15 protein-coding genes are annotated in these 15,126 nt (G+C 62.2%); 1 reads left to right on the forward strand and 14 read right to left on the reverse strand.

Going from position 1 to position 15,126, the window contains the following annotated elements:
- Positions 1-5 precede the first annotated feature (5 nt).
- Positions 6-1,790: an APC family permease gene (locus AB8B29_RS23540; protein ID WP_037200191.1), complete on the forward strand. Its 1,785-nt coding sequence runs from the start codon at positions 6-8 to the stop codon at positions 1,788-1,790.
- A gap of 77 nt (positions 1,791-1,867) precedes the next feature.
- Here AB8B29_RS23540 and AB8B29_RS23545 read toward each other — a convergent pair whose 3' ends face one another.
- The 14 genes from AB8B29_RS23545 to AB8B29_RS23610 form a co-directional block, all read right to left on the reverse strand.
- Positions 1,868-2,278 carry a type II toxin-antitoxin system VapB family antitoxin gene (locus tag AB8B29_RS23545; protein ID WP_439006725.1) on the reverse strand — a complete coding sequence of 137 codons (411 nt, stop codon included), beginning with the start codon at positions 2,276-2,278 and terminating at the stop codon, positions 1,868-1,870.
- A gap of 104 nt (positions 2,279-2,382) precedes the next feature.
- The gene (locus tag AB8B29_RS23550) at positions 2,383-3,321 is read right to left on the reverse strand and encodes an ABC transporter ATP-binding protein (RefSeq protein WP_037200193.1); all 939 of its coding nucleotides are present in this window, start codon (positions 3,319-3,321) and stop codon (positions 2,383-2,385) included.
- Positions 3,322-3,339: 18 nt separating this feature from the next.
- A complete protein-coding gene (locus tag AB8B29_RS23555; protein ID WP_037200195.1) occupies positions 3,340-3,975 on the reverse strand; it encodes an ABC transporter permease in 636 nt (211 codons plus the stop codon).
- Positions 3,972-4,604 carry an ABC transporter permease gene (locus AB8B29_RS23560; RefSeq protein WP_439006726.1) on the reverse strand — a complete coding sequence of 211 codons (633 nt, stop codon included), beginning with the start codon at positions 4,602-4,604 and terminating at the stop codon, positions 3,972-3,974. Before AB8B29_RS23560 ends, AB8B29_RS23555 begins: the two co-directional genes overlap by 4 nt.
- 40 nt (positions 4,605-4,644) lie before the next feature.
- A complete protein-coding gene (locus AB8B29_RS23565; RefSeq protein ID WP_037200199.1) occupies positions 4,645-5,424 on the reverse strand; it encodes a phosphate/phosphite/phosphonate ABC transporter substrate-binding protein in 780 nt (259 codons plus the stop codon).
- Between the two features lie 41 nt (positions 5,425-5,465).
- Positions 5,466-6,470, reverse strand: coding sequence for an ornithine cyclodeaminase family protein (locus AB8B29_RS23570; protein WP_037200266.1), 1,005 nt, complete (start codon positions 6,468-6,470; stop codon positions 5,466-5,468).
- Between the two features lie 113 nt (positions 6,471-6,583).
- The gene (locus AB8B29_RS23575) at positions 6,584-7,429 is read right to left on the reverse strand and encodes a glycine betaine ABC transporter substrate-binding protein (RefSeq protein ID WP_376774289.1); all 846 of its coding nucleotides are present in this window, start codon (positions 7,427-7,429) and stop codon (positions 6,584-6,586) included.
- 97 nt (positions 7,430-7,526) lie between these two features.
- Positions 7,527-9,053, reverse strand: a complete 1,527-nt coding sequence (locus tag AB8B29_RS23580) for an HAL/PAL/TAL family ammonia-lyase (RefSeq protein ID WP_037200203.1) — start codon at positions 9,051-9,053, stop codon at positions 7,527-7,529.
- Positions 9,050-9,820 carry a histidine utilization repressor gene (hutC, locus tag AB8B29_RS23585; protein ID WP_037200205.1) on the reverse strand — a complete coding sequence of 257 codons (771 nt, stop codon included), beginning with the start codon at positions 9,818-9,820 and terminating at the stop codon, positions 9,050-9,052. The genes AB8B29_RS23580 and hutC overlap by 4 nt, the downstream gene beginning before the upstream one ends.
- On the reverse strand, positions 9,817-10,668 hold the full coding sequence (locus AB8B29_RS23590; RefSeq protein WP_113102432.1) for a MaoC/PaaZ C-terminal domain-containing protein: 852 nt from the start codon (positions 10,666-10,668) through the stop codon (positions 9,817-9,819). The genes hutC and AB8B29_RS23590 overlap by 4 nt, the downstream gene beginning before the upstream one ends.
- A gap of 2 nt (positions 10,669-10,670) precedes the next feature.
- The gene (locus tag AB8B29_RS23595) at positions 10,671-11,471 is read right to left on the reverse strand and encodes an SDR family oxidoreductase (RefSeq protein WP_113102431.1); all 801 of its coding nucleotides are present in this window, start codon (positions 11,469-11,471) and stop codon (positions 10,671-10,673) included.
- A complete protein-coding gene (locus tag AB8B29_RS23600; RefSeq protein ID WP_113102430.1) occupies positions 11,461-13,017 on the reverse strand; it encodes a CoA-transferase in 1,557 nt (518 codons plus the stop codon). Before AB8B29_RS23600 ends, AB8B29_RS23595 begins: the two co-directional genes overlap by 11 nt.
- 292 nt (positions 13,018-13,309) lie before the next feature.
- Positions 13,310-14,056, reverse strand: coding sequence for an ATP-binding cassette domain-containing protein (locus AB8B29_RS23605; protein WP_037200215.1), 747 nt, complete (start codon positions 14,054-14,056; stop codon positions 13,310-13,312).
- Positions 14,049-15,113, reverse strand: a complete 1,065-nt coding sequence (locus AB8B29_RS23610; protein WP_037200216.1) for an ABC transporter permease subunit — start codon at positions 15,111-15,113, stop codon at positions 14,049-14,051. Before AB8B29_RS23610 ends, AB8B29_RS23605 begins: the two co-directional genes overlap by 8 nt.
- Between the last annotated feature and the right edge of the window lie 13 nt (positions 15,114-15,126).

Below are 15,126 nucleotides of genomic sequence, written 5' to 3' on the forward strand. Positions count from 1 at the left end.
CACCAATGACGGATATTGTGGACGCCGGCGCTTCTGTCGGCACCGAAGGTAAGCTTATACGCGCGCTCGATTGGAAGGGCGCGTTCTGGGTGGCTGCGGGCGTGCCGCCGCTCGTTCTCTTCTCCATCGGCGGTATCGCCGGCACGACGGGCAAGCTTGCCTTCGTCGTCTGGATCATCTCGATGATCATGGGGTTCCTGCAATCCTTCACCTATGCGGAAATCGCCGGCATGTTCGGCAACAAGTCCGGTGGTGCTTCGGTCTACGGCGCAACCGCCTGGCTGCGTTATTCGAAGTTCATCGCGCCGCTTTCCGTCTGGTGCAACTGGTTCGCCTGGTCGCCGGTGCTATCGCTCGGCTGCGCCATCGCCGCGGGCTATATTCTCAATGCCTTCTACCCGATCCCGGCGGCAGATTCGCAGGCCGTGCTCAGCTGGATCAGCGCCCATGCAACATCCATTACGGCCGATAGCCCGCGGATTGCCGAATATATTGCGGCTCACGCCGGCACGTCGCCGCAGGATGCCGTAACAGCGCTGCTAAGCGCCGATGGCGTTGCCGCGCTGACGCCTGCCGTTCGCAACTGGTCTCTCGTCAGCTTCAACATTCCCTTCCTCGCAACGGCCAACATCAATGCTACTTTCTTCATCGGCGGTATCCTGATGCTGATCATTTTCGCGATCCAGCATCGAGGCATCTCCGAGACGGCAAGCGTGCAGAAGTGGCTGGCGATCATCGTTCTCGTGCCGTTGCTGATCATCGGTGTCTATCCGATCGTCAGCGGCCAGATTCTCTCCACCAACGTCACCGGCCTCGTGCCGCCGACGGCGGCCTATGCCGCGACCGATGGCACCTGGAGCAATGGCGGCTGGACGCTCTTCCTCGGCGGCCTCTATATCGCGGCCTGGTCGACCTACGGCTTCGAAACGGCCGTCTGCTATACGCGTGAGCTCAAGAACCCGAAGACGGATACATTCAAGGCGATCTTCTATTCCGGTCTTGCCTGCTGCGTCTTCTTCTTCCTCGTGCCCTTCGCCTTTCAGGGTGTGCTCGGCCATTCCGGCATGCTGGCGCCCGGCATCGTCGATGGCACGGGTGTCGGCGAAGCGCTCGGTGGCCTGATCGGCGCGGGCCGTATCGTCACACAGCTGCTCGTCATCCTGATGATCATGGCGCTCTTCCTTGCCATCATGACCGCCATGGCCGGTTCGTCGCGCACGCTCTATCAGGGCTCGAAGGATGGCTGGCTACCGAAATATCTCGACCACGTGAACGAGAATGGCGCGCCGACCAGAGCGATGTGGACGGACTTCGCCTTCAACCTCGCCCTTCTCGCCATAGCGTCGGATACCAGCGGCTATTTCTTCGTGCTCGCCGTCTCCAACGTCGGATACATCATCTTCAACTTCCTCAATCTCAACTCCGGTTGGATCCATCGCATGGATTCCGGCCATATCGAGCGTCCCTGGAAGGCACCGGCCTGGCTCATCGGCCTCAACACCGTTCTTGCCTTCGTCAATGCGCTCTTCCTCGGTGCCGGCGCCAAGGTCTGGGGCTATGCGAACGCACTCTGGATCGGCTTTGCGTTCGCCGCGTTGATCCTGCCGGTTTTCGCCTACAGGCACTATGTGCGCGATGGCGGCAAGTTCCCGGCCGGCGCCATGGATGATCTGGGTCTTGTCGGTCAGGATCTCGGCGTGAAAAAAGCGGGTATTCTGCCTTACCTAGCGTTGATCGGCGGTCTCGCTATCGTACTGATAGCCAACTGGGTATTCCAGCTGCCGGCATAATAAAGAGCCTGATGATATCGACGGTCCCCGCTGTGTGAGCCACGGCGGGGATTTGCTTTTACTATTTCCCGTTGGCGTTATTCCTCTGCCGTCGCGAGGATCGGTGCGCCATAATATTTGGCGCAGGCGTAATGCAAGCAATCGCCGAGATTGAGCCCATGACGTTCAGAGCGATAGCGGTGCGCCGCCGCAAGCGCTAGACGGGTTGTTTCCCGCGCCGGCGGCAGATCACAGATTTCAATACCGCGCTCGTCCATGAATTCCAGAAGCAGGGACTCTACTGCTTCCACCGAGAGATCGAATTTATCCGGACGGGCAAGGCCAAGCGCTGCTTCCAGCACGGCGATCGGCGAGGTCATAGGGTTTTTAGCCGATGCGATCGCCTCCTTCGTAGCGATAACGATCGCTTCGGAAATGGCGACGCCAGCCATGTGCGCAAACTTGCGCGTTAGCGCATCCGCCTCCGGATCATTGACGTTAGTGGCCACGGCCACCATCCATGCAGATGGACTTTGATTTCAATGTAGATTATGCGCGCACTCGTTTCCAAGAGTCCATGCCAATCACGGCCCTCAAAGCGGACTTGACTGCCCTACCTATGCGCGGAAAGCACCGCCCCGCGGGAGAGATACCCCATCGTTTCGCCACTCTCTGCCCTGACATCAAGACCGGGCAGATCCCCTGCCAGGATCAGCGCCAGCGCATCATGAAGACTGGCGTCGGGCTTGATGGATACGGCGGAAGCCTGAGGCGCGGGCGGTGCCATGACGCTCGCGACCGCAATCAGGCGCAGGCGCTTGATCGCCCTGTCCGGACCGAGGAAACTCTCGACGAACTCGTTGGCCGGCCGCGCCAGGATCGCTTCCGGCGTATCATATTGCAGCAGGCGTCCATCGCGCATGATGGCGATGCGGTCGCCCATCTTGATCGCCTCGTCGATATCGTGGGTGACGATGACGACCGTCTTGCTGACCTTTTTCAGGATCTGCCGGAACTCGTCCTGCAGACGCACGCGGGTAATCGGATCGATCGCGCCGAAGGGCTCGTCCATCAGCATGATGGCGGGATCGGCAGCCAGTGCCCGGGCAAAGCCGACGCGCTGGCGCTGGCCGCCGGAAAGCTCATGCGGCAGGCGCCTGCGCATAATCGAGGGATCGAGGCCGACCAGTTCGAGAAGTTCGTCGATGCGGCGGTCCGTCCTTGCCTTGTCCCAGCCGAGCAGGCGCGGGACGGTCGCGACGTTGCGCTCGATCGTCATATGCGGGAACAGGCCGACCTGCTGGATGACATAGCCGATGCTGCGGCGAAGCTCCTTCGGATCGGTCGCGGCCACGTCGCGATCATTGACCAGCACGCGGCCGGCGGTCGGTGTTTCCAACCTGTTGATCATGCGCATGGTGGTGGTCTTGCCGCAGCCGGAAGGGCCGATCAACGCGACGGTCGTGCCCGTTTCGATGATGAGATCGAGACCGTCGACGGCGTGGCGCCCGCTTCCCTCGTAGTTCTTCGTGACCTTGTCCAGTCTGATCATATCAAGCGCCCTTTGCAGTCATCGTCTTTGAGTGAAAAATCGCTCGAGCCGTACAAAGACGAGTTCGGCCGCGATGGCGAGAAGCGCGATCGGAAGGGCGCCGACCAGAAGGCGCGGCATGTTCATGATGGCGATGCCGGCATTGATGAAATCACCGAGCCCGCCACCGCCGATGAAGGAGGCGAGTGCCGCACCGCCGATCACCTGAATGGCGCTGGTGCGCACGCCGGTAAGGATCGAAGGCACCGACAGCGGAAACTCGATCTGCCAGAGAATATTGCGTCGCCCCATGCCCATGCCGTTGGCGGCATCGAGAAGCGCCGGGTCGATTTCCCTTATGCCGATGATGGTGTTGAGCAGCAGCGGCGGTATCGCCAGCACGATCAGCGCGATGACCGAGGGCAAAAGCCCGATGCCGAGAAAGGGCATCGCCGCCGACAGAATGGCAAGACTCGGAATGGAACGCAGCGAGCCGGCGATATTGACGGCGACGAAGGCGGCGCGCGGCGCCCGCGCGACGAGAAAGCCGAGCGGTATCGCAATGACGAGGGCAATGCCGAGCGATATGGCGCACATCAGCACATGGCGGTTAAAGGCGCTGAAGAAGGTGTTCTGGTTCTGGGAAATCCAGTTGATGGCATCGATCAGCATCATGCCGCCTGCCTTCCGTTGCGGCGGCGCAGGTATTTTTCGAGTGACGCGAAAAGGTAATCGGCAAAAAGCGCCAATGCCGAAGTGAGCAGGCCGCCTGCAAGAATCTTTTCCGGAAAGCGCTGGTCGATACCCTCGAAGATGATGACGCCGAGACCGCCGGCATTGATGTAGGCGGCCACAGTGGCGATACCGATGACTGTTACGATCGCAATGCGAATGCCGCCAACGACGAAGGGCACGGCGAGCGGCAACTCTATCTCCCAGATGCGCCTTGGCGTGCCATATCCCATGCCGTTGGCCGCATCGAGCACGTCGCGCGGAATGGCCTGAAAGCCGAGCCCGATATTGCGAATGAGGATCATCAACGAATAGGCGGCAAGGCCGGTGATGGCGGGCGCGGCGCCGATGCCGAGCACGGGGATGAGGAGAGCAAAAAGCGCGAGGCTCGGGACGGCGAACAGAACACCGGTCACGATGACGATGGCACCGAAGGTTCGCGGCCTGCGCGCGGCCCATATGCCGACGATCAGGGAGATCACCAGAGCAATCCCGACTGAGGACAAGACGAGGTAGAGATGTTCCAGCAGGGCCTCGGCCAAACGGCCGAAATTCTTTGGAACCCACTTCATGGGCGAGCTCCCTCGCGGCGGCAACAAGTGTATCGGAGCTTCACCATGCCCCTCCGAGAGCTACGTCGATAGCGCGGGCTCTTGCCGGAAGCTGCTCATAGGCCGCGATATCCGGCTCGGCGAAGGCGGCAAGGCCGAGCGAGCGGAGAATATCCCGCCCTTCCGGGTTTCGATGCGCACCAAGAAGTGCGCCTTGAAGCGCGGCGATCGTCTCGGGAGACTGTTGCCTGGCGGCGACGAGAAGCGGGAAGGGCGCAGGCCTTGTCGTTGCAACGACCCGCAGCGGCGCGATCATGTCGGGTTCGTGCATCTCAAGCAGCTGATAGGCATAGGCGTCGATCGCTCCGACATCGATCGTACCCGCGCCGATCGCCTCGACCACGCCGCGCGGATTGAGGAGCGGGCCGACGGTCTCGCGCACCGAACGTCCGTTCCCAAGCGCGGCGACGAACTCTCGTGGTGCGTTATAGCCGGACTGCGAGTCCCGCACGGTCCAGCCCCAGCGCACGGCCGAAAGGTCAGATTCCGTGAGCGGTTTGTCGTGAGCGGCGACGATATGGCTTGCATAGACCGGCCGCTCTTCTCCCCAATCCGCCAGGGAAACAGGTGCTGCCAGCGGCATGGGACGCTCAGCGGCTGCGAGCCTTGAAAACGGAAAGCCGCACATGAAGACGGCGCCCATGTCCGGCCGTGCCCATAGCGCCGACAACGGCGCAGGCGCCGCATGGGCGATGACCTCAAGATCGACGCCGGAGTGGCTGGAAAGCCAGCCAAACAGGCGATCCCACAGCCCGGATATTTTCGGACTGAGATTGTACATTCGCGAGCAGGCAATGGCTGAAGAAGGGCGTGTCATGGCAGTCACGCAAAACGAAGGCGCTGGCCGATGTTCATCCGCTTGGCTTTGTCGACCATCGCGGCACCCAGCGCGACATCGGTGGTGCTGAGGCCACGATGCCAGAAGAGAATGGTTTCGTCGTCGCTTTCGCGACCGGACTTGGCGCCGCAGACGATCTGGCCAATCTCGGCATGCAGCGTCTCGGCCGTCACCTTGCCTTCATCGACATGGCGGCGCAGCGCGCCGAACGGACGGCCGGGGCCGCACTGGCCCCAATCGTCGACCACGACCTTGTCCATGATGTCGGTCAAGTCGAATTCGAGTGCGCTCATCGTGCCGTAGGGGACGACGAAGGCGCCCTTCTTCACCCAGGCAGTCTTGAAGAGCGGCGTCGGCTCGGGCAGGCGACTTGCCTCGATCATGATGTCGGCACCCTTGAGGCAGTCTTCCCAGTTGTCCGTGACGATGATCTTCTTACCGAGGTCCTTCTCCAGTCGTGCGGCGAAGGCATCGCGGCTTTCCGGGCGGCGCGAATGCACGCGGATCTCGTCGAAATCGAAGAGGTGATCGAGCAGGCGGACATTCCAATAGGAGGTGCCGCGCGCGCCGATATGGCCGAGTATCTTGCTGTCCTTGCGGGCGAGATGGCGAGCGCCGATGGCCGTGACGGCACCCGTGCGCATATCGGTGATTGCAGTCGCGTCGATAATCGCCTTCGGCACCCCGGTGCGCGGATCGAACAGGTTGAGCACGGCCAGTTCCGAGGGCAGGCCCTGCTTGTAATTGTCGACGAAATCGCCGACGACTTTGACGCCCGCGTAATCGAGCGGCTTCACATAGCCGCGCAACACATTGAAGTGGCCCTTGTCGGAGCTCTCGGGAACGAGGTGGACACGAGGCTTGATCACCGTCTCACCGCGTCCCTGCGCATCGAGCGCCTTGGTCACGGCGTCAAGAATTTCATCGTTGGAAAGCGCCAGGGCTTTCGTATCGATGGCGTTCAGATAGTCGATCCAGATTTCCTGCATTGCCGTTCTCCAGGCCAGTTGCCGGCTGCGCCGGGTTATCGAGGGGTGCAGGCCGCGCGGGTCTGCGGAAAGCGAAGCGGCAGGTACGAACCAGCCTGCCGCTTCGATGATCATCAGGGCAGCAAGCCCTTTTCCTTCAGGAATGCCTCTGCGACATCCTTGGGCTCTTCGTGATCGGTCTCGACCTTGGCGTTGAGGACGCGCATGGTTGCGTTGTCGAGATGGGATCCGAGCGGTTCCAGCACGTCCTTCAGCTTGGGATTTGCGTCCAGAACTTGTTGGCGAACGACCGGGGCGACATAGTAGGGCGGAAAGAGGCCCTTGTCGTCGTCAAGTGCCGTGAGGCCCTGGGCGCCGATCTGCCAGTCGGTGGCGGCACCATTGGCGACGTCGATATCCTTTTGCGAAAGCGCGTCATAGCGCAGGCCAAGCTTGGCGAATTGCTTGAACTCCTTGAATTCCGCATTGTAGACGCGCTTCAGGCCGGGCAGGCCGTCGGCACGATCGGGAAATTCAGCGCCGCCGCCGAAGACGAGCGTATTTGCCACTTTAGCAAGATCGGACAAGCTCTTGAGATTATTGGCATCCGCAGTTTCGTTGCGGACGACGATCACATAGCCGTTGTTGATGCCGGTGGGCTTCAGCCAGGTGAGATTATAGTTCTTGGCGTAGAAGTCCTTGACCTCGTTATAGACCTTGTCCGGATCGGTGGACATGGTTCCCTTGACGACGGAGGAGAGCGCTGTGCCCGTATACTCCGGATAAAGATCGATCTGGCCCGTGGTCAGGGCCTGATGGGCGATCAGCGTGCCGCCGAGATTGATCTTTCGCTCGACCTGGAAGCCCGCTTTCTCAAGCAGTGCCGCATACATTTCGGCAAGAATATATTGCTCGGTGAAGTTCTTGCTGCCGACCTTGATCGGCTCGGCTGCGGCGGGTCTGACTGCGGAGGCAACCATCACGGCGGCGGCTATGGTGGACAGGATCGATAGTCTCATTTTTCCCTCTGGATTCGTTGGTCTATATTCAAATCGGTTGCGGCCTTTTGGCTCTTTGTCATTGATGAAGGGCGATGCCCTCCTTCTGAGGGGTGCTTCCTATGAATTCCGATAGTCTCAGGAAATCCGGCCCCTGGGCGCGGTCCTCGTCGAGCGGCGGCACAAGCTCGCGGACCTGCCGATAGGCCTGCTGCGTACCCGCGCCCAGTTCCCCCTGCACGCCACGCAGCTCGATGGCCTGCGCCGACGCGATGAGCTCGATGGCAACGAGATAGCGCAGCCGCTCGATGATGGCTTCCGTCTTCGTCAGAACGCTCGGTGCCATCGATGCCTGATCTTCGACGCCATCGGCCACCGGGATCGGCGTGAGCGAGATCGGCGCGGCGAGATGGCGTATCTCGGCTTCGAGCGCCGAGACGGTTTTCTGCACCGTGGCGAAACCGGTGCGGCTCTGGCCGAACGGCGTGAGGAACCGTGGCAGCTCGGACATGGCAGCCGACATGATCTTCATGGTTCGGTAGGCCGTCGCGGCCGCGCAATGCGCCAGCGCCTGGCCGAGGCGCTCCCAGGCCAACACGAAGGCGGTCATGTCGAAATTGCCGTGCGACAGGATGAGACCTTCGTCGGTGAGCACGACCGGATTGTCACCCGAACTGGCAATTTCGATCTCGGTCACCTCACGGGCTTCGCCGATTGCATGAAGAAGCGCGCCCCAGACCTGAGGGGCGCAACGATAGCTTAGGGGATCCTGCAGGCGTCGCGCCGCGCCTTCGACAAGCAGCGAGCTTCCGGAAAGCAGGTCGCGCAGCCTGGCTGCGGCCGCGCGTTGGCCGAAAGCCGGCCTTGCCGCCATTGCCCGGTCGTCGAAGGCAGTGACATTGGCGCGGAATGCTTCGAAATTCAGCGCCACGGCCGCAAGCGACCAGTCGAACAGCCGCTCGACATCCTCCAGGCAGAGGCAGGCCTTGCCGACCGACAGGCTGTTGGCGACGACGAGGGCGTGGCCGTCCTTCGGCGCGATGAGCAGCGGTTCCAGCCCGGCCTTTTTAAGCGCTTCTCCGGCCGCCATCACGACGCCACCGACTTCAGCTTCGCCGTCCCCCAACAGCGCCCGGCCCATATGCGCCAACGGTGCAAGATCGGCGGCGCCGATCGAGCCGAGAGAGGGGACGACCGGATGGAAGCCTGCATTCAGCGCAGCGACAAGACCGCAGAACACCGGCAGCGAGACACCCGAGCCGCCGGCTGCCATGCCGGCGACCCGCACCGCCATCATTGCCCGCACGGCCTCGCGTGGCAGTGCCGCCCCAACACCGACCGCACGCGCCAGCGGTACGCGCATCTGGAAGGCGATGAGATCATCCGTGGCAAGTTTGGTATCGACACCGGCGCCGAGCCCGGTCGTCAGGCCGTAGACCGGCAGATCGGCCGCCACATAGCGGTCGACGACAGTGCGCGCGGCGCGAATCTTCTCTTCGACATCAGGTGAGATCGCGATCCTGGCATTACGGCGCGCGATGGCGACAATGTCGCTCACCGCCGGGGGAGTGCCGGCGAAGGATACGATGCTGCCGGTCTTGCTCATTCCTGCTTGCCTCCAAGAAGTGCGATGGGTTTCCTGCGATCTTTGCCGGAGCGGGCCTCCAGCCGATACTTGTCGCCGGGATAGGTGAGCAGCGCACAGGTCACGACGGCGTCGCCGGACCAGGTCCGGCGGAAGACGCGCAGGCAGGGCTGGTCAGGCTTGACGCCCAGCAGCTTTCTGACCGCGGCGTCGGGCTTGATAGCTTCGACGAAATGCTCGAATTCGGTGATCGGTGCGACGCGCGTCAGATATTCGTTCGGGGTAATCGAGCGGAAATCATTGGCAAGATAATCCGGCGCGACGATCGGATTGACATAGCGTTCCTCGACCTGAATCGGCTGGTTGTCTTCCAGATGCACGATGAGGGTGTGCATGACTTCGATGCCGGGCTTAAGATCGAGCGACTGCGCCACATTCGCATCCGCCTTGATGCGGTCGGCGATCAGTACATTGGTGGCGTGGCGGTGGCCCCGGCCGGAGATTTCGTCAGCGATGTTCTTGATCTGCAGCAGGTCGATATCGTGACGCTGCGAGGACACAAAGGTTCCAAGACCGGCGGAGCGTGTCAGCACGCCTTCGAACATCAGCTCGCGCAAAGCGCGATTGGCGGTCATGCGGCTGACGCCGAAAGAGGATACCAGTTCGCTTTCGGAAAAGACGCGGTCGCCGGGCTTGAACTTGCCTTCGGCAATCAAACCCATGATCCGTTCCTTGATCCGCAGATAATGCGGCGCGTCGCCAGGCGGTTTTGGCTTGGGTCCCGTCATGACAGCCTCGCATTTCCATAGTCGAGCGCCGTCACCCCGCGCTCCGGCACACGTGCCCGGAAATAAACCTCGCGATCTTCGTGCCAGATATCGACCTCCAGCCTGTCGCCGGGAAATACCACTGATGTAAAGCGAGCGGCGATGAAGCCCACATCCGCGATACCCTCGGCCCCCAGCGTGCGGCCAATGGCGTAGCCCGCATAACCGAAGGTGCAGAGGCCATGAAGGATCGGACGCGGGAACCCGGCTTGGGCGGCATAGGCTGGATCGACGTGGAGAGCGTTGAGATCGCCGTTCAGACGATAGAGAAGGGCCGCGTCCCGCGGGACCCTGATCGCAAACATCGCATCGGCGACGCGCTCCGGAACAGGCATTAGCGGGTCAAGCGGCACTCCTGCCGATCCGCATCCGCCATCGCCCCGGCAAGCATTCGTCTGAACGATGCTTGCGATGGGTGTCTCCTCGGGCAATGTCACGATCGACCGCTCGAAGGTCGCGAACATGCCCTTATCAACACCGCGATCAACGATCGAGAGCATGCGCGATCGCGAGAGCAGGGGCCTATCGAGGGGCAGGGGGCGATGGATCGTCAGCCGCTGCTCGGCATGGACCAGCCGCTGCCAGTTGACACCCGCATCCTGCATCCACGGACCGGCATGGGCGACCACATTTGCCAAGGTCGGCACTACCAAGAGATCCCGTTCCAGCACCCGGCGCAAATGCGCCGTGTCGAGCGGTTCTGTTCCGTATCCGACTGAGAGAGCATAGAGGATGGCATCACGCGCGCTCACCGTCTGCCGCGCCTCGGGGATCGGAAACTCCATCAACGATCGAGCGGATATCGCCATGATCAATCCTCAGCCTTGGTGGCCGGCTTGCGGGTGCCGCCGGCGAGCCGGATGCCGCCATCGACCGGCAGCAATTCGCCTGTGATGAAGTCGGCACCCTCTACCAACCAGACCACCGCTCCGGCGACATCTTCCGGTGTCGCAACCCGCCCGAGCGGCGCCGTGCCGGAAAACCGCGCCGTGAGCGCTTCATAGGCATCCGGGCCGAGCGTCTGGCGCATCCACCGCGTATCGATAACACCGGGGCAGACGGCATTGACGCGAATCTCCGGTCCGCAGGTGCGGGCAAGCGCCAGCGTAAGCGCGTTGAGCGCGCCTTTGGAGGCGGTATAGGCAAGCGAGGAGCCGCCACCGGTAAACGCAACGTTCGAAGACACGTTGACGATCGCGCCGGCTCCGTTTGCCCGCATGGCGGGGAGGGCGGCTCGGCACATCTGGTAGGCGCCGACCACGTTGACGCCGAAGACCGTTTGGAAATCGTCGGCCGAAAGGGTCTCGAGATCGAAGGGATCGGATTTGACTGTCACGGCGGCATTGTTGACGAGCGCATCGAGCCGCCCCCAGCGGTCAACGGCCCTTGCGACCATCATTCGGCAGGCGGCATCATCCGACACGTCGGCCTGGACAAGTTCGACCTCTGCCCCGGCTGCCCTGCAGACAGACGCTGTTTCCTCCGCCTCGTCGCGGCTGCGGCTGTAGTTGACGACGACCCTTGCACCCTTCTCGGCAAATACCCGGGCGCAGGATGCGCCGACGCCGGTCGCCGACCCCGTGACGATGACGACGGCACCGTCAATCTTCATGGGCGAAATCCTTCATCGGGGACGGATGGAAAAGATGTGTATCCATCAGCACCAGCCTGTCGGCGATGGCGACGCCCGCGGGCAGACGCTCGATGACATCCGTTCTCGCATCGATGCCCGGCGCGACTTCCGTCAGCGTCAGCCTGCCGTCGATGACATGGAAGACGGCGCGCTCGGTCACGACAATCTGCCGCTGCCCAACAGGTGCCGCATGAGGATCGGAGCTCACTTGCGCCACCTCGTCGACGATCTTGCAGCTGTGCCCGTCCGCAACGATAGAAAGCTTTCCGTCGGCAACACGAATATCGGCGCCGCCATGGGAGAAGGAGCCCATATAGACGACCGAACCGGCGGTCTGCGCGATATTCGTAAAGCCGCCGACGCCAACGATCGTCTTGCCGAAGCGGCTGACATTGACCGCGCCCCGGATATCGACCTCGGCCATGCCGAGAAAGGCGAGATCGAGGCCGCCGCCATCATAGAAATCGAACTGAGACGCTTGCGCGATAATGGCGCTCGGATTGACGGCCGCCCCGAACGAAAGCTCCTCGGCCGGGATGCCACCGATAACACCGGATTCGATCGTGACCGTATAGTCGTCGAAGGCCTCTTCGCTGGCGATGCGGCCGATGCCGGCGGCAATGCCGATACCGAGATTGATCGTGGCGCCCTTCCGGCCGAGCAGCTCATGAAAGGCGCGGCGCTGGATGACTTTGTCGACAGTCAAGGGCAGGGGCGGCAACTGGCTGACGGCGGAGCGCAGCCGGCCGGTATAGGCTATGTTATCGGCTTCACCGAAACTTATGCCGTGCTGGGTTGGATCGTCGCAAACGACGACATAGTCGACAAGCATGCTCGGAATGCGGACATCGGCGGCCGGCAGCGAGCCGCGCTCGGCTATGCGCTTGACCTGGACGATGACGATGCCGCCGGAGTTGCGGCCGGCCTGGGCCATGGCGAGGACATCGACCGGAAAGGCCTCGTCCTCCAGCGTGATATTGCCGTCTTCATCGGCCGTCGTGCCGCGCAAAAGTACGCAATCGAGGGGCATGGAAGGATAGAGCAGCCAGTCGCGGCCGCGCAGGCTGATGCGCTCCACCAGCTCTTCGGTGGTGCTCTCATTCATGCGACCGCCGCCATTGCGCGGGTCCATGAAGGAGCCAAGGCCGATATGGGTCACGACGCCGGGCTGGCCGGCAGCAATGGCGCGATAGAGCTGTGCGATCACGCCCTGCGGCCAGCAATAAGCATCGATCTTTTCCGCAAGCGCCAGTTCCCCGAGCCGTGGCGTGCCGCGCCATCCACCGGCAATGACGCGCTTCGCGAGGCCCTCATGCCCGAAGTGGCCCATGCCGCGCGTCTTGCGATCACCGGCGCTCGCCGCAAACAGCAGCGTGAGACCGCGGGGACCGCCTTCCGCCAGAAAGCGTTGCTCCACCGCGGCCGAGATGGCTTCAGGATGGCAGCACCCGCCAAAAGCCGAGGCGGCGACGGTCATCCCATCCTTCAAAAGCGCTGCCGCATCATTGGAAGTGATAATCTGCATAGTCAACCCAGCCGCCGTTGGCTGTATATACAGGCACAGCCAATGCGTGTTTGCAAGGCAATAATCAGTGCTGCTTAAAACGGATGCAGTTCGTGGTGTCGGGCGGCAATTCGACAGCTCCCGGCCGCATCGTTTATCCGCCGATCATCGACTTTCCGGCCCTCTGGCCAGCCTATGAATGCAATTTCATGGGACGGCGACCAAGCACCGAAAGTGCCCAAATAGTCAGAGCGGCGACAGCATGCCACCGTCGCCGCTCCCATTCGCGATCCGAGATTGTGCGGCTGCTACACTAACCGCCGATCATAAGCTTGACGACTTCCTCATGATTGGTGTCGGCAATATTGCGCTCGCCGGCGACGATGCCGCGCCGCAGGACGACGATCCGGTCGGAGACCGCGAAAATATCCTGCAGATTATGCGAGATGAAGATGACGCCGCGCCCTTGCGCCTTCAATGATTTGATCAGGGCGACGACCTTGCGCTGTTCCGGCACCCCGAGCGCTGCGGTCGGCTCGTCCATGATCAGGATGCGGGCGTTCCAGTAGACCGCACGGCCGATCGCGACAGCCTGACGTTGGCCGCCGGAAAAGTTGCTGACCGGCGCGTCGAGCCTTTTCACATGGAAATCGAGCTGCGCCATAGTGGTGCGCGCCGCCTCCGCCATGGCCTTCCGGTCGAGGACAGGCAGAAAGCCGAAGAGCTTCTTCATCGGTTCGCGGCCGAGAAAGATGTTGGCTCCGATCGTCAGATTGTCGGCAAGTGCCAGATCCTGATAGATCGTCTCTATGCCTTTCTCGCGTGCGTCCTGCGGCGAAGAGAAGGTGACAGGCTTACCCTCGATCAGGATCTCGCCCGACGTCGGCGGATAGACGCCCGAGATCGCCTTGATCATCGTCGTCTTCCCGGCACCGTTGTCGCCGGCAAGGGCGACGACTTCGCCGGGACGGACGACCATGGAGCAATTATCGAGCGCGTGGACGGCGCCGAAATAGCGCGAGAGGTTGCGGACTTCGAGAAGGGGTGTTGCGCTATTCATCCTGTTTTGCTCCGCTGAACCGGCGCTGCGCCTGATCGATGAGCACCGAAATGATGATGACGACGCCGACGGCGATGAACTGCCAGAACGGCTCGACGTTCATGAAGACGAGGCCATACTGGATGACGGCGATGACGAGCGCTCCGGCGACGGTTCCGATGATGGTGCCCGAGCCGCCGAAGAGGCTGGCTCCGCCGATGACGACGGCAGCGACGCTATCGAGCAGCAGCGGTTCGCCCGCCTGCGCGGCACCTGCGGTAAAGCGGGCCGCGTAGAGCGCGCCGCCGAGGCCGGCGCAAGCAGCGGAGAGCACATAGAGCCGCAGCAGGTGCGATTTGATATCGATGCCCGCGCGGCGCGCGGCCTGCGCATTGGCGCCGATGGCATAATTATGTTGGCCGAAGCGCGTCTGGCTCAGCAGGTAATGCATGATGAGGACGAAGACGAGCGTGACGATGACAAGATAGGGCACGCCGTAGAAGCGGCCGTTGCCGAGCTCGGCGAAATAGGAGTTCTTGACCGGCACGGTGGTGCCGCCCGCAAGCAGGAAGGCCGTGCCGCGGGCAACGCCGAACATGCCGAGCGTACCGATGAAGGGCGGGACCTTAAGACGCGAGATCAGCAGTCCGTTGATGTAGCCGGGCACGGTCGCGGCCAGCATGGCGACGAGGACACCAAATACCATTGCCACGGGCAGGGGCATGTAAAGGCCGGCGACATTGGTGATATGGGCAGCAACGACGGCCGCGAGCCCCATGATGAAGCCGGTCGAAAGGTCGATGCCGCCCGATATGATGACGAAGGTCTGCCCTATCGCCAGAAGCAGCGGCGCCACGGCGAAGACCGCCACGGACTGCCAGTTGAAACTCGAGCCGATGAAGGTGCCGCCGAAATCGATACGGGCCCAGATCTCGAAAGTCACGATCAGCGCGGCAAGAAAGAGCCACGCGCGCAACTGCGCGATATAATTGATGACGGTTTTTGCTTGGTCGCCGTGGTCCGCCTGCGGCGCCACATGCTGGTCCGCCTTGCGGGCCTCGGTATCTTCGATACTCATGGATGAATCCAAA

The organism is Rhizobium sp. 11_C7_N12_5 (assembly GCF_051811145.1).
Lineage (GTDB): Bacteria > Pseudomonadota > Alphaproteobacteria > Rhizobiales > Rhizobiaceae > Rhizobium > Rhizobium lusitanum.

Excerpts from the sequence above, each read along its gene's own strand:
- AB8B29_RS23540 (WP_037200191.1), top strand. The coding sequence starts at position 6 with ATGACGGATATTGTGGACGCCGGCGCTTCTGTCGGCACCGAAGGTAAG.
- AB8B29_RS23550 (WP_037200193.1), bottom strand. The coding sequence starts at position 3,321 with ATGATCAGACTGGACAAGGTCACGAAGAACTACGAGGGAAGCGGGCGC.
- AB8B29_RS23555 (WP_037200195.1), bottom strand. The coding sequence starts at position 3,975 with ATGATGCTGATCGATGCCATCAACTGGATTTCCCAGAACCAGAACACC.
- AB8B29_RS23560 (WP_439006726.1), bottom strand. The coding sequence starts at position 4,604 with ATGAAGTGGGTTCCAAAGAATTTCGGCCGTTTGGCCGAGGCCCTGCTG.
- AB8B29_RS23565 (WP_037200199.1), bottom strand. The coding sequence starts at position 5,424 with ATGTACAATCTCAGTCCGAAAATATCCGGGCTGTGGGATCGCCTGTTT.
- AB8B29_RS23570 (WP_037200266.1), bottom strand. The coding sequence starts at position 6,470 with ATGCAGGAAATCTGGATCGACTATCTGAACGCCATCGATACGAAAGCC.
- AB8B29_RS23575 (WP_376774289.1), bottom strand. The coding sequence starts at position 7,429 with ATGGTTGCCTCCGCAGTCAGACCCGCCGCAGCCGAGCCGATCAAGGTC.
- AB8B29_RS23580 (WP_037200203.1), bottom strand. The coding sequence starts at position 9,053 with ATGAGCAAGACCGGCAGCATCGTATCCTTCGCCGGCACTCCCCCGGCG.
- hutC (WP_037200205.1), bottom strand. The coding sequence starts at position 9,820 with ATGACGGGACCCAAGCCAAAACCGCCTGGCGACGCGCCGCATTATCTG.
- AB8B29_RS23590 (WP_113102432.1), bottom strand. The coding sequence starts at position 10,668 with ATGGCGATATCCGCTCGATCGTTGATGGAGTTTCCGATCCCCGAGGCG.
- AB8B29_RS23595 (WP_113102431.1), bottom strand. The coding sequence starts at position 11,471 with ATGAAGATTGACGGTGCCGTCGTCATCGTCACGGGGTCGGCGACCGGC.
- AB8B29_RS23600 (WP_113102430.1), bottom strand. The coding sequence starts at position 13,017 with ATGCAGATTATCACTTCCAATGATGCGGCAGCGCTTTTGAAGGATGGG.
- AB8B29_RS23605 (WP_037200215.1), bottom strand. The coding sequence starts at position 14,056 with ATGAATAGCGCAACACCCCTTCTCGAAGTCCGCAACCTCTCGCGCTAT.
- AB8B29_RS23610 (WP_037200216.1), bottom strand. The coding sequence starts at position 15,113 with ATGAGTATCGAAGATACCGAGGCCCGCAAGGCGGACCAGCATGTGGCG.